Origin of the sequence: Streptomyces sp. NPDC059567 (genome assembly GCF_042735655.1) — a bacterium.
Classification (GTDB): Bacteria; Actinomycetota; Actinomycetes; order Streptomycetales; family Streptomycetaceae; genus Streptomyces.
Genome location: NZ_JBHWBS010000016.1, coordinates 73534 through 86895 on the forward strand (window position 1 = coordinate 73534; position 13362 = coordinate 86895).

At 72.1% G+C, this 13362-nt stretch carries 9 protein-coding genes and 2 tRNA genes; 6 read left to right on the forward strand and 5 right to left on the reverse strand.

The annotated features are described in order from the left end of the window. Window positions 1–25 precede the first annotated feature (25 nt). From ACFVZW_RS10975 to ACFVZW_RS10985, 3 genes are all read right to left on the reverse strand, one after another. Window positions 26–1966, reverse strand: coding sequence for a galactose oxidase-like domain-containing protein (locus ACFVZW_RS10975; protein WP_384519576.1), 1941 nt, complete (start codon window positions 1964–1966; stop codon window positions 26–28). Then, on the reverse strand, window positions 1963–3807 hold the full coding sequence (locus tag ACFVZW_RS10980; protein ID WP_384519578.1) for a glycosyltransferase family 2 protein: 1845 nt from the start codon (window positions 3805–3807) through the stop codon (window positions 1963–1965). Before ACFVZW_RS10980 ends, ACFVZW_RS10975 begins: the two co-directional genes overlap by 4 nt. Before the next feature lie 247 nt (window positions 3808–4054). Further along, a tRNA-Lys gene (locus ACFVZW_RS10985) sits at window positions 4055–4128 on the reverse strand. 184 nt (window positions 4129–4312) lie between these two features. Here ACFVZW_RS10985 and ACFVZW_RS10990 point away from each other — a divergent pair. The 6 genes from ACFVZW_RS10990 (at window position 4313) to ACFVZW_RS11015 (ending at window position 12179) form a co-directional block, all read left to right on the forward strand. After that, on the forward strand, window positions 4313–5770 hold the full coding sequence (locus ACFVZW_RS10990) for a peptidoglycan-binding protein (protein ID WP_384519580.1): 1458 nt from the start codon (window positions 4313–4315) through the stop codon (window positions 5768–5770). A 24-nt stretch (window positions 5771–5794) separates the two neighbouring features. Next, window positions 5795–7816 (forward strand): SPFH domain-containing protein, encoded by a 2022-nt coding sequence (locus ACFVZW_RS10995; RefSeq protein ID WP_384519581.1) that lies wholly within the window; start codon window positions 5795–5797, stop codon window positions 7814–7816. A 120-nt stretch (window positions 7817–7936) separates the two neighbouring features. After that, complete coding sequence (locus ACFVZW_RS11000; RefSeq protein WP_384519583.1) at window positions 7937–8527, forward strand: lytic polysaccharide monooxygenase; 591 nt, start codon at window positions 7937–7939, stop codon at window positions 8525–8527. A 25-nt stretch (window positions 8528–8552) separates the two neighbouring features. Then, on the forward strand, window positions 8553–10214 hold the full coding sequence (locus tag ACFVZW_RS11005; RefSeq protein ID WP_384519585.1) for an AMP-binding protein: 1662 nt from the start codon (window positions 8553–8555) through the stop codon (window positions 10212–10214). A 70-nt stretch (window positions 10215–10284) separates the two neighbouring features. Further along, on the forward strand, window positions 10285–11586 hold the full coding sequence (locus ACFVZW_RS11010) for a sensor histidine kinase (protein WP_384519587.1): 1302 nt from the start codon (window positions 10285–10287) through the stop codon (window positions 11584–11586). Continuing rightward, the gene (locus ACFVZW_RS11015; protein ID WP_384519588.1) at window positions 11517–12179 is read left to right on the forward strand and encodes a response regulator; all 663 of its coding nucleotides are present in this window, start codon (window positions 11517–11519) and stop codon (window positions 12177–12179) included. Before ACFVZW_RS11010 ends, ACFVZW_RS11015 begins: the two co-directional genes overlap by 70 nt. 53 nt (window positions 12180–12232) lie before the next feature. Here ACFVZW_RS11015 and ACFVZW_RS11020 read toward each other — a convergent pair. After that, window positions 12233–12306 (reverse strand) — tRNA-Lys (locus ACFVZW_RS11020). Between the two features lie 75 nt (window positions 12307–12381). Beyond that, window positions 12382–13140, reverse strand: a complete 759-nt coding sequence (locus tag ACFVZW_RS11025; RefSeq protein ID WP_260229692.1) for an IclR family transcriptional regulator — start codon at window positions 13138–13140, stop codon at window positions 12382–12384. Between the last annotated feature and the right edge of the window lie 222 nt (window positions 13141–13362).

Genomic DNA, 13362 nt, shown 5'->3' on the forward strand with positions numbered 1-13362 from the left:
TCTGCTCGGCGCCGGCAGGGACCGTTCAGGGCACCTCCACCCAGCGGGCTTCGGAGGGGGTGCCCCGCGCGTCCGTCACGAAGAGCATGTACCAGCCGGACGGGACCAGCGAGCGGTTCCTCGGCACCCCGAGTTCGACCCGGCCGGCGGTCTTCTTGAGCGTCAGGGCGATCGTGCGCTGGTCGACGTCGGTGACGTGGGTGACGGCGCTCGGCCGGATCAGCTTCGCGGAGGTGATCGCCGCGGAACCCTCGGTACGGAACACCCCGGTGGACCCCCGGGCGATCCTGCGCGGGCCTTCGCCGAGTTCGGGCCGGCCGCCGTCCCGGTAGAGGTAGGGCGGGGTCCAGAGCTCGATGCGCTGCTCGAAGACGCCTGGCCGGGTGTTCGCCGGGTCGGAGAAGAGCGAGTCCGAGCCGAAGATCATGACCCGGCCGTCGGGGAGCAGCAGCGAGCCCGAGTGGTAGTTGCGGCCCACTCTCGGGTCGGCGACGCGTTTGTAGGCGCCGCTCCTCGGGTCGTACGTCCGGGCCTGGAGGATGTCGGAACCGCCGCGCCCCCGGTAGTCCTCCGAGCCGCCCGTGACGAACACGGTGTCGTCGGGGAGGAGCGAGGCACTGGGGTAGCGGGTGCCCTTCTCCAGGGCGGCGCCGTCACGGAAGCGCGGGTCGGCGGCCTTGAGGTCGACGAGCCGGGTCCTGGCGCTGGCCTTGTCGGACTCGCCGACCCCGCCGCCGCCGATCACCATGAAACGCTGGTCCTGGGCGGGCGGCAGCATCACGGTCGCGGAGGTCTCCATGCGGTCGGGGTCGCTCAGCCCGGGGACCTTGGTGAAGCTGTTCGTCTCCAGGTCCCAGATCCCGGGGTCGCGCCCGACGTCGGCGGGGCCGTAGCCGGCGTTCGAACCCGAGTAGAAGAGCTTCCCGTTCGACATCAGGAAGATCGCCGGGTAGGTCGGGAAGCGGCGCTCCACCCCGGTGTACGTCCACTTCTTCGTCTCCGGGTCGTAGATCTCGTCCTTGCCGGGCACGATCTGCCCGATCTCGTCGAGCCCGGAGAGGGCGAGGACGCGGCCGTCCTCCAGCGTGGTGAGCGTGGGATACCAGCGGGCCTCGTTCATCGGGTCGACGGTCACGTACTTCTCGGCGACGGGGTCGAACTCGTAGGCCTCCCTGATCCCCTGGAAGTCCTTCTTGTCCAGGGCGAGTTTCTGCGCGATGCCGTACACGTTGCGGGCGTCGGAGCCCTTCATGCCGGCCACCCGGTAGTTGTCCTCGGTGCCGGTCTCGTACGCCTTCCCGGACCGCTCGGCCTCGACGTAGATCCGGCCGAGGCCTGGGGTGTTGTGCAGGAACCGCCCGGTGTTCCTGTCGAAGACCTTGGTGGCCCGCTCGACCAGGACCGGGTCCTTGGAGACGAAGGTCTTGGCCGAAGCCTTCCCGGTGAAGCGGGTGCCGGCCGGCAGGGTGATCGGCTTGTCGGGGTCCTCGTTGTGGACGATCATCAAGCCGCCGGCCTTGGTGACATCGCCCTCCAGCTTCTCGTACCGCTTCGTGCCGCCCGCCACCAGCAGCTTCCCGTCGGGAAGTTGGGTGTGCCCGGCGCAGAACATGTCCTTCGGGGTCGGGATCTTCTTGAAGTTCCCGCTCTTCGGATCCCACAGCACCGACTCGAACTTCTTCGCGTCGAAGTTCTTCTGGCTGTTCCCCGAGCCGGCGATCAGCAGCACCTTCCCGGTGTGCAGCAGGGCCGCGTGGATGGCGTTGACCCGGAAGTCGGCGGGCACGTCGAGAAAGTCCCAGTGCCCGTTCGCCGCCTTGTACTCGGGCCGGTCGATCGCGTACTCGTGATACCGCTCCGAGCCGAACCGCCAGAGCGCCGGGCCGTTCATCCCGGCGACCGCGACGATCACGGCGGCCCCGATCGCCACCCGCCGGAACCGGTTGCGACGCGCGTTGGCGATCATTCGTTACGCCCTCCCAGCGCACTCTCCATGGGCTGCGGCGGGGCCTCGGCCCAGCGGGGCCGCTGCGCCGGTACGTGGACGGGTGCGGCCGGCGCCTCGGCGCGCCGCCGTCGTTCCACGCGGATGCCGTACCGCCAGGCCAGGATCGGCGCGGCCGTGATCAGCAGCGCCAGCGAGGCCCAGGTGATCATCGCCGGGTGGTCGTGCCCGAAGACGAACGAGGAGGCGAGCGAGCCCCCGAAGACGACGATGAAGAAGAGATGGATCCGGAAGGTCCCGAAGAGGGTGTCCGGGCTGGAGGAGTCGCCCTTGGGCGTCACCACGAAGGAACTCTTGCGCCGCAGCACCGCGTCCATCAGCGAGCGGGCGTAGATCGGCGCGGAGAGCGCGGACATCGCCATGCCGGCCAGGCCGCCGGACCCCTCGGGCTCGTGCGGGGAGACGTTGTGGCGCCGGTTCCAGATGTAGAGCCCGATCTGGAGCGCGGAGGCGTTGCCGTACAGCATCATCCACATCGCCGGGTCGATCTGGACGCCCGAGGCGCCCATGCCCAGGAAGAGCGCGCAGCTCAGCGCGGCCAGGATCCAGTTCAGGGCCGACATCGGATAGAAGATGATCATCATCGTGTAGTTGAAGAGCTTGCCGGGCGGCAGCGTCCCGAAGCCCTTCCAGTACTGCTTGAGGATCGTCTCGTACGTGCCACGGGACCAGCGCAGCTGCTGGGTGAAGAAGTCGGTCCAGGCGGTCGGGCCCTCGCCGACGGCGAGCACGTCCGGCGTGTACACCGAGCGCCACTTGCGGCCCGTGGCGGGGTTGCGGTGCCGGTGCATCTCGAAGCCGGTCGCCATGTCCTCCGTGATCGAGTCGTACAGCCCGCCGATCTGCTTGAGCGCCCGGATCCGTACGGCGTTGGAGGTGCCGACGAACATCGGTGCGCCGTAGCGGTTGCCGGCGCGCTGGATCAAGGCGTGGAAGAGGAACTGCTGGGACTCGGCGGCCTTGGTGACGAAGGTGTCGTAGTTGCCGTAGACCTGCGGTCCGATGACGAAGCCGACGTCCGGGTCGCGAAACCAGCCCAGCATCCGCTCCAGGTAGTTGGGGAGCGGGACGTGGTCGGTGTCGACGGAGGCGAAGAAGTCGTAGTCGTCGCCGTGGGCCTGCAGCCAGGCGTTGTAGTTGCCGTGCTTGGTCTTCGCGCGGTGCGGCCCCTCGGACTGGTTCCAGGCGGGGACGCCCTTGCGGGTGAAGTGGCGCACGCCGAGCCGCGCGCAGACCGCCTTGACCTCGGGGTCGTCCCCCTCGTCGAGCAGCCAGACGTGCATGGGTCCGCGGTGGCGGATCTTCACGGCCGCCCGGAGGGTCTTCGTCACCATGGCGAGCGGTTCCTTGCCGGGGACGAAGGAGGTGAGGAACGCGACCCGGGTGCCGGCCTCCGGGACCACGGGGACGGGGTCGCGGGCGACCAGGGTCGCGTGCGCGTTCGACAGGACGTTCATGGTGCGGAAGAGCTCGATCAGGCCGATCGACACCAGCATCACGATGTCGAGGGCGCGGAGCAGATCGTCGTCGAGGTTCGGATCCCGCTCGGTCCAGTGCTGAGGCTGCATCAGCCAGACGAACAGGCCCAGCGAGACGAGCGGCGCGGCGCCGAGCAGGAGCGCGGCGCGCAGCCGGTGCGGTTCCTGGGAGAGCAGGGAGCGGTAGCGCACCCGGTAGGGCCGGCTCGGATCGGGCTCGGTCAGTGGCCCGGCGAGCCGACTGTAGTGCTCGTAGTCGTAGCGTGGCATTGTCGTCACGGAACGGAGCCGAGTACCCCCGGCGGGCGTCCATGCAGACGTCATGAGTCCATCCCCCCGTGCGCGGCCGCGGGCGGGGCCCCCACCCCGCACTCGACGCGACCATGCGTCGCCCCCAACCCCCCAGGGACCAAGCCAGAGTCCACGACCCCGCTTCTTGATCGCAAGGGCGAAACAAGCTGTTTACCGCCCAAAGCCGGGCGCTCTGGTTCTGCTGTGACGAAAGGGATGGCGCAGGCCCATGGGACGACCGAGGCCCCCTCACCGATGGTGAGGGGGCCTCGACTCTGCGTGCGCCGCCAGGGACTCGAACCCCGGACCCGCTGATTAAGAGTCAGCTGCTCTAACCAACTGAGCTAGCGGCGCCTGCTGACCTGCGTAACTCTACCCGACGTCCGGGGGTGGTTCCGACCATTACCGGTCGCTCCCGGCCTGTCGGATGGTCGTATCAGGCCTTCGATCCGTCAAAATGCGATTTGTCCGGACAGTTGAGACGCTGGCGCCCGTGCGCCAGCGCCTAAAGATCTTGACGAGTGTGGAGGGGAATCGTATGAGCCTTCCGGTCTTCGAGGAGTTCGAGCCCGCGGCCGACTGCGGCTGCGCGGGCTGCGCCAGGCAGCGGCGCGATCATGCCCTCGGCCTGCCCGTACGCGCGGGCGGCCACCCGGCGGCGCACGGCGCGCGCCGCGCGCTGGTCCTGGTGACGGCGGCGGGGGTGGCCCTGGGAGGAGGGGGCGCGCTGGCGACGGAGGCGGGGGCGGCGGGCCTTGTGGCGGATGCGGCCGCCGGGCAGGCGGGTCTTGTGGTGGACGCGGCGGCCGGGCAGGCGGGTCTTGTGACGGACAGGGCGTCGGCGCCGGGGCCCGACACGCCCCAGGGTGGTGCGGGCCCGCTGCACGGCGGCGCGCACGGGCCCGGTCCCGGTTCAGGGCCCGGTTCCGGTCCGCAGCCCCCGCCGGGCGGCACCCCGACGACCGGTCAGGTCTCCCCCCAGTCCCTGCGGAAGACCACCCGCGCCGAGATCATCAACCGCGCCAAGCGGTGGGTGGGCGCGGAGGTCCCGTACTCGATGGAGAAGTACTGGTCCGACGGCTACCGCCAGGACTGCTCGGGCTACATCTCGATGGTGTGGAACCTGCGCGGCAACGAGTGGACCGGCAGCCTGGACGGCTTCGCCGAGCGGATCGACCGTACGGATCTCCAGCCCGGCGACATCCTCCTCTTCCACAACCCGGCCGATCCGGCGAAGGGCTCGCACGTCACGATCTTCGGCGGGTGGACGGACTACACCCACACGTCGTACATCGCGTACGAGCAGACCAAGCCGCGCACGCGCCGGCAGGCCACGCCGCTCGCGTACTGGGTCAACGCGGACCGCTACGTGGCCTACCGCTACAAGGGCGTGGTCGGTGGCGTCGGCGGTGGTGGCGTGTCCACGACCGCGGCGCCCCGCCCGGCCGCCGGCGCCGCCGCGACCGCGGCCCCGTACCCGGGCGAGTCGATGTTCGGCCCCGGCGCGAACAACGCGGACGTCACCCGGCTCGGGCAGCTGCTGATCGCGCGGGGCGCCAAGCAGTACTACGGCCAGGGTCCCGGTCCGCGCTGGGGCGAGGCGGACCGCCGGGCGACCCAGGCGTTCCAGCGGGCGCAGGGCTGGAAGGGCAAGGAGGCGGACGGGCTGCCGGGGCCGCGGACCTGGCGACTCCTGGTGTCCGGTCAGGGCCGGAGCATCGGCGGTTCGAGTGGTTCGGGCGGTCCGAGCGCAGATGTGCAGGGGTTCCCCGGGCGTGGCTACTTCCGTCCGGGCCAATCCAGCGCATATGTGGAGAAGCTGGGCAAGCAGCTGGTGAAGCGGGGCTACGGCAAGCACTACCTGTCGGGTCCCGGTCCGCGCTGGGGTGAGGCGGACCGTCGCAATGTCGAGGCGTTCCAGCGGGCACAGGGATGGCGCGGCGGCGCGGCCGACGGCTACCCGGGCCCGGAGACCTGGCGGCGCCTGTTCCGATGACCCCGAGAACATGAGGTGGATCCCATGACCCGTTCGACCCCAAACCCCGACTCGGGCGCGGCGGCGAGCCGCGACGCGGCCCGGTCGGCGATCCGCCTGACGGACGAGACCCGCCCGCCGAGACGGCACGCGCCGGAGACCTCCCGCAACGGCCCGACGCCGGGGGCGGGCGGGGGCGGTGACGGTTCGCCCGCGGCGCCGGGCGGGGCCGGTTCCGTCGCCTCGGCCCCGGCGAGCGAGGCACGGACGAAGACCTCGGAGAACGGGACGGCGGGGGGCGGAGCCCCGAAGGCGTCGGCGACGTCCGACGCGCCGGGCGCGCCGACGACGGGGGGTGGCTTGGAGGCGGGCTCCGGGGTGTCGGCTGCCACCGGTGGTGGGGCGGGCTCCGACTCGAACGACCGGCCCGGTACTCCGGCCGCCGCATCGGGCGCGGACGACAGGCTCGGTTCGCCTGCGGCTTCGGCGACCTCGCCCGGGGCGCCGAACACGGCGGGTGGTTCGCCCGGTGCTTCGGCGGCCCCGTCGGGCGGGCCCACGACGGCCGCCGGCCTGGGTACGCGCTCCGGCGTGTCGGCGGCTGGCGGTGGTGCGGCCGGGGTCGGGCCGGACGCCCGGCCCGGCTCCGCCGTCGGCTCGGCGGGTTCGGCGCCGGCGGACGGCTCGGATGTGCTCGGCGGGCCGGGGGCCCGGCCTGACGTGCCGACCGATTGGCCCGGCTCGCCGTGGGCTTCGGCGGGTTCGGTGACCCCGTCGGGCGGCCCGCAGACGTCCTCCGGCGCCCACCGTCCCGGTTCGCCCGACGAGGCTACGCCCGGCAAGCGCTCCGGCGCGGCGGGGCGCGTGGACGAGATGCGGCGGATCATCGGGGCGGCCGAAGTCGGCGTCATCGCCGTGCCCGTCGCCGCCGAGGCGCCCGCCGCGGTCCCGGCCGCGGCGCCCCGGATCGGCGGGCGGCGGAAGACCGTGATCGGGGCCGAGACCACCGGGTCGATCCCCGTGCACCTGCTCTTCCGGGACGAGCCCGAGCCGGACGACGACGGCGGGCCCGCCACCATCGCCATGGCACCCACCGTCGTGGCCAAGGCCGTCATCCCCGCCCCCACCCGCCCCGAGCCCGCCCGCCCCGCCCCCACCGCCGACCCCAAGCTCGTCGAGCGCGACGGCGCCGTCCTTCCCGGGTGGATCGGAATCGTCGGCGGCCTCCTCGCGCTCGCCGGGTGCGCGGCCGTCCTGTGGTGGGCCGGGGCCGTGCCGGGGGAGCTGGCCCGGATGCTCCGGGTGACCCCGCGTCCGTACCACGGCATCCACCTCGGACAGTGGGCCCTGCTCGCCCTCGGCGTGCTGGCCGTCCTCTTCACCCTCGGCGGTCTCGGCCGCGGCCGCGTCGGCTACGCCTGGGTCCTCACCCTCTTCGGCGACTACCGCGGCAGCGTCCGCCGTACCGGTCTCGTCTGGGTCAGCCCCCTCCTCCTGCGCCGCCGCGTCGACGTCCGCCTCCGCCACTGGCGCAGCGAGCCGCTCTCCTCGGTGGACGCCAAGGGCACGGCCCTCCGCGTCGTCGTCCTCGTCGTCTGGCGCATCCGCGACACCGTCCGCGCCGCCCTCGGGGTCGACGGCCACGAGGAGTACCTGCGCGAGCAGGTCGAGGCGGCGATGGCCCGGGTCCTGTCCCAGCTCCCGGCGGACGCCTTCCACGAGGACGCCCCGACCCTGCGCGACGCGGAGGCCGTCGGCGAGGCCCTGACCCGGATGCTCTCCGCGGAGTGCGCCCCGGTGGGCATCGACGTGTTCTCGGCGCAACCGACCCGTATCGAGTACGCCCCCGAGATCGCGGCCGCGATGCAGCGCCGGCGGATCGCCGCGATCGACGCCAAGCACCGGGACAGCGTGCTGACCTCCGTCGTGGACGCCGTGGACGACGTGGTCCACCGACTGACCACGCGTGGTCTGGTCGAGCTGGACGACTACGAGCGCAAGGCGCTGGTCAAGGACCTGACGGTGGCGTTCTACACCGGCCGCACCGGTCCGGTGGAAGGCGCGTGATTGGTATGGACATGTTCAAGTTCCGTCAATACCTTGGTACTTGGTCTAGACCGGAATAGCTTCTACCGCACGCGTGCACCACGGGTCACCGAACTCCCCCACGTTCACCTGGAGTGACACATGCGCAAAAAGATAGGCGTGGCGGCGGTGGCGCTCGGCGTCGTCGGCGCCTCCCTCTTCGCCACCAGCAGCGCCAGCAGTCACGGCTACACCGATTCCCCGATCAGCCGCCAGAAGCTCTGCGCCAACGGCACCGTGACGAACTGCGGATCCATCCAGTGGGAGCCGCAGTCCGTCGAGGGCCCCAAGGGCTTCCCCGCCGCCGGACCCGCCGACGGAAAGATCTGTTCCGCCGGTCTCACACAGTTCGCCCAGCTCGACGACCCGCGTGGTGGCGCCTGGCCCACCACGAGGCTCACGGCGGGTCAGAGCTACAGCTTCCGCTGGCAGTTCACCGCCCGTCACAGCACCACCGACTTCAAGTACTACATCACCAAGAACGGCTGGAACGGCACCCAGAAGCTCACGCGGGCCGCGCTCGACCCGCAGCCCTTCCTCACCGTCCCGTACAACAACCAGCAGCCGCCGGCCACACTCTCGCACTCCGGGACCATCCCGGCGGGCAAGACCGGCAGGCATGTGATCCTGGCGGTGTGGACGATCGCGGACACCGCGAACGCCTTCTACGCCTGCTCGGATGTTCAGTTCTGACGGGTAGTCACTTATCGTCCGGCGTATGACCGTGGCGGAGCTCGTGCAGCGTCAATGGGGCGATCACAGGGTCGGACTGAGGAGCCACGGAGCGGTCCTCACCCATCACCAGGTCGCCGCCGGCGCCGCCGCGCGGGCCGCGCTGCTCGTCGATCTGCTGCCCCGAGGTGCCGAGCCGCACCTCGGGGTGCTCCTCGACAACACGCCGGAATTCCCGCTCTGGCTGAGCGCGGCGGCCCTCGCCGGGGCCGCCGTCGCCGGCATCAACCCCACCCGCCGGGGCGCCGAACTGGCCCGTGACATCGTCCACACCGACTGCCGTGTCCTGGTCACCCAGCGCGCGTACCTTCCCCTGCTCGACGGGCTCCCCCTGCCGGGCGTACGGGTGCTGGTGACCGACACCGACGCGTACCGCGCACTCCTCGCACCCTTCGGGGGCGCGAAGCCGGGCGAGGCCGTGGCCCGCCCGGTGCGCCCCGACAGCCGGCTGCTCCTCTACTTCACCTCCGGCTCGACCGGCGCTCCCAAGGCGGCGATCTGCAGCCAGGGCCGCCTCGCGGCCGCGGGTGCCTCGCTCGTCTCCCACTTCCGGCTGCGTCCCGAGGACGTGCACTACATCTGCATGCCGATGTTCCACGGCAACGCGGTCATCGCGGACTGGGCCCCGGCGCTCGCCGCCGGAGCCGGCGTGGCGCTGCGCGCCCGGTTCTCGGCCTCCCGCTTCCTGCCGGACGTCCAGGAGTTCGGCGCGACGTACTTCACCTATGTGGGACGGGCGGTGCAGTACCTGCTCGCCACACCGCCCCGCCCCGACGACCGCGAGCACCGGCTGCGCCTCGGCTTCGGTACGGAGGCGGGGGCGGTGGACGCGGCCCGCTTCGAGGAGCGGTTCGGGGTCCGGCTCGTCGAGGGGTACGGCTCCTCCGAGGGCGGCGCGGCGATCCAGCGCACCCCGGACACCCCGACCGGGGCCATCGGCCGGGCGGCGCCCGGTGACGACCTGGTGGTGGTGGACCCGGCGACCGGCGAGGAGTGCGAGACCGCCGTCCTCTCGCCCGAAGGCCGGCTCCTCAACGCCTCCGCGGCCATCGGTGAGCTGGTCAACCGCGGCCGGAGCCCCTTCGAGGGCTACTGGCGCAACCCCGAGGCGGAGTCGGCGCGGCTGCGCGGAGGCTGGTACTGGACCGGCGACCTCTTCTACCGGGACACCGACGGCTTCCTCTACTTCGCGGGGCGGACGGACGACCGGCTGCGCGTGGACAGCGAGAACCTCGCCGCGGCCGTGATCGAGCAGATCCTCTCCCGCTGGGACCGCGCCGCGGGCGTCGCCGTCTACGCGATACCCGACCCGGTCGCGGGGGACCAGGTGATGACCGCGATCGCCCTGCGCGAGGGCGCCGCCTTCGACCCGGCCGCCTTCCAGGATTTCCTCGCGGCCCAGCCGGACCTGGGCACCAAGATGCCGCCGCGGTTCGTACGCCTCGTCCCCGAGCTGCCCCTGACGGCCACGAACAAGATCCACCGAGTGGCGCTGCGCCGGGAGGCCTTCCTCTGCGAGGACCCCGTCTGGTGGCGCCCGGAGGCGGGGAGTCCGTACGAGCGCCTGACGCCGGAGGCGGTCACCTCCCTCCATGCCGCGTACGCCGCCCACGGCCGATCACCCCGAGGCGTCGGCGCCCCGGGGTAGGGCCAGGCATACCCCCGTACACCCACCAGACCGATGGTCCCGCGCGCCGACCGACCCCTACCGTGGGGCCATGGAGCCCCGAACCCCCTGGCAGGCCCTCACCCGGCCCCGATTCCCGCGCGGCGACTGGCCCTGGCGGTCCGCCGGCTACCTCGCCACCGGGGTGATCACCGGCGCGGCCGCCCTCCTGGTCCTGCTCGTCCTCGTCGTCTTCTCCTTCGTGCTCGTCGGGCTCCCGCTCCTCCTCCTGACCGGGGTCGCCCTCGGTGGCATCGAGCGCCGCCGGCTGCGGCTCGTCGACCTCGACCCGGCCGCCGATCCGCACCGGGTCCCCGCCGGCCCCGGCCTGGCCGCCTGGCTCCGCGAACGGGTCAGGGAACAGGCCACCTGGCGGGAGCTCGCGTACGCCGTCCTGCACGCCACCGTCCTGTGGCCGCTCGACCTGATCGTCCTCGCCGTCGCCCTCGGCCTGCCCGCCGCACTGATCAGCGCACCCCTCCAGCTCGCCGCCGACGGCGAGGAGGCCAAGGTCGTCAAGGCGTACCTGGTCACCTCCTATCCACAGGCGTTCGCCGCCGCTCTCCTCGGAGCGGTCCTCCTCGTCGCCCTCCTCTATCCGCTCGCTGCCCTCGCCGGCGCCCGTGCCGCCCTGAGCCGCGCCCTGCTCGCCCCCCGCGAGGCCGAGCTGAGGGACCGGATCGGCGAGGTCACCGCCTCCCGGGCCCGGCTCGTCGACGCCTTCGAGGCCGAGCGGTGCCGCATCGAGCGCGATCTCCACGACGGCGCGCAGCAACGCCTGGTCGCCCTCACCATGACGCTGGGCCTCGCCCGTCTCGACGCCCCGCCGGGACCGCTCGCCGACCAGCTCACCCAGGCCCACGCGGAGGCGGGCCGGGTCCTGACCGAGCTGCGCGAACTCATCCACGGCATCCACCCGCAGGTGCTCGCCGACTACGGCCTGGGCGCGGCCCTCACCGACGCCGCCGACCGCTCCGCCGTCCCCGTCGGCACCGACATCGACCTGCCCCGGCTGTCCACCGCCGTGGAGAGCGCCGGCTACTTCGCCGTCTGCGAGGCCCTCGCCAACATCGGCAAGCACAGCGGCGCCACCGGGGCCCGGATCACCGCGAGCCACGCCTCCCGGCGACTCCGTATCGACATCGAGGACGACGGACGGGGAGGAGCGGATCCGGATCAGGGCAGCGGCCTCACCGGTCTCGCCGACCGGCTCGCCGTCCTCGATGGCACACTGACGATCATCAGCCCGGCCGGCGGCCCGACCCTCCTGCGAGTGGAGATCCCTTGTCCCGCACTGCCCGATCGCTCCGCGTCGTCCTCGCCGAGGACAGCGTCCTCCTCCGCGAGGGGCTGATCGGGCTGCTCGCCCGCTTCGGCCACGAGGTCGTCGCCGCGGTCGGCGACGCCGAGGCACTGCACGCGGCCGTGACCGAGCACGACCCGGACATCGTGGTCACGGACGTCCGGATGCCGCCCGGCTTCCAGGACGAGGGGCTGCGCGCCGCGGTCGCCCTGCGGGCCGACCGCCCCGGTCTGCCCGTCCTCGTCCTGAGCCAGTACGTGCAGCGGACCTACGCCGCAGACCTCCTGGACGCGGGCGACGGCACCGGTGTCGGCTACCTCCTCAAGGACAGGGTCGGCCAGGTCGAGGAGTTCCTGGACGCCCTCACCCGGGTCGCGGAGGGCGGGACGGTCGTGGACCCCGAGGTCGTGCGGCAGCTGCTGCGCCGCCATCGCGACCCGCTGGCGGCGCTGACCCCGCGCGAGCGCGAGGTCCTGGCGCTGGTCGCCGAGGGGCACTCGAACGGGGAGATCGCCCGCCGGCTCGTCGTCACCGAGGCGGCCGTCGGCAAGCACATCGGCAACATCCTGGGGAAGCTGGACCTGCCGCCCGCCGAGGACACCCACCGCCGGGTCCTCGCCGTCCTCACCTACCTGCGGGCGTAGCCGCGGCATGCACGAAGAAGCCCCCCGCCTGCGCGAGGGGCTTCTTCCGTCTGTGCGCCGCCAGGGACTCGAACCCCGGACCCGCTGATTAAGAGTCAGCTGCTCTAACCAACTGAGCTAGCGGCGCCTGCTGACAGAGAAAATACTACCTGGTCCTCAGGGGTGGTTCCGACCACCACCTCCGAGGACCAGGTCACGTGTCTCAGATCGCCAGCGAGAGCACCACGGGAGCCGCCCTGCGGTTCAGGGTGTCCGCCGCCGAGCGCAGTCGGTGGGCGTGCTCGATGGGAAGGGAGAGCGCCAGGCAGCCCACGGCCGCACCGGCCGTCAGCGGAACCGCCGCGCAGACCGTGCCCACGGCGTACTCCTGGAGGTCGAGCACGGGGACCGTCGGCGGCTGGCTGTCCAGCTTGGAGAAGAGCACCTTCTCGTTGGTGATCGTCCGGGAGGTGAGCCGGGCGATCTTGTGGCGCGAGAGGTGGTCCCGGCGGCCGTTCTGGTCCAGCTGGGTCAGCAGGCACTTGCCGACCGCGCTCGCGTGGGCGGCCGAGCGGAAGTCCACCCACTCGTTGACCGCGGGCGTGCGGGGTCCGGCGGCGAACTGGGTGATCTTCACCTCGCCGTCGATGTACCGGCTGATGTAGACCGCGGCGCCGACGGAGTCGCGCAGCTCGGTCAGTGTCTCCTGGAGCTTGCCCTCCAGTGCCTCGCGGCGGGTGAGTCCGGAGCCGAGGAGGACCAGCGAATCGCCGATCACATAGGCGCCGTCGGCGACCTGCTCGACGTACCCCTCACGGCGGAGCATCAGCAGCAGCGAGGACAGATGGGCGACGGGCAGACCGGTCTCACGAGCGATCTGGACGTCCGTCACCCCGCCACCGTGCCGTGAGACCGTCTCAAGGACGCGCAGGGCGTATTGCACCGAGTGGAACGGCGCGGTGGGCTCGGGCTTCAGCGCCACGGTTTCCCCCTACCAGGTTGTGACCGCAAGCTTCCGTACCACGATAGCCGCCAAGGCCCCTTTTCGGGGCGGCTGTTGGCGAGAATAGTGCGGCGGGGCCCCCGGGGACGGGGGGGGGGGCCCCCCCCCGCGATACACGCGTCAAACGTTTTTAACGGGGGCAGTGGGTGTGAGAAACCCCCCCCGCAACACAGAGGAAAACGGAGGGGCGGGTGGGGGTGA

Coding starts and splice junctions, on each gene's coding strand:
- ACFVZW_RS10980 (WP_384519578.1), bottom strand. CDS start 3,807: ATGACGTCTGCATGGACGCCCGCCGGGGGTACTCGGCTCCGTTCCGTG.
- ACFVZW_RS10990 (WP_384519580.1), top strand. CDS start 4,313: ATGAGCCTTCCGGTCTTCGAGGAGTTCGAGCCCGCGGCCGACTGCGGC.
- ACFVZW_RS10995 (WP_384519581.1), top strand. CDS start 5,795: ATGACCCGTTCGACCCCAAACCCCGACTCGGGCGCGGCGGCGAGCCGC.
- ACFVZW_RS10975 (WP_384519576.1), bottom strand. CDS start 1,966: ATGATCGCCAACGCGCGTCGCAACCGGTTCCGGCGGGTGGCGATCGGG.
- ACFVZW_RS11000 (WP_384519583.1), top strand. CDS start 7,937: ATGCGCAAAAAGATAGGCGTGGCGGCGGTGGCGCTCGGCGTCGTCGGC.
- ACFVZW_RS11010 (WP_384519587.1), top strand. CDS start 10,285: ATGGAGCCCCGAACCCCCTGGCAGGCCCTCACCCGGCCCCGATTCCCG.
- ACFVZW_RS11005 (WP_384519585.1), top strand. CDS start 8,553: ATGACCGTGGCGGAGCTCGTGCAGCGTCAATGGGGCGATCACAGGGTC.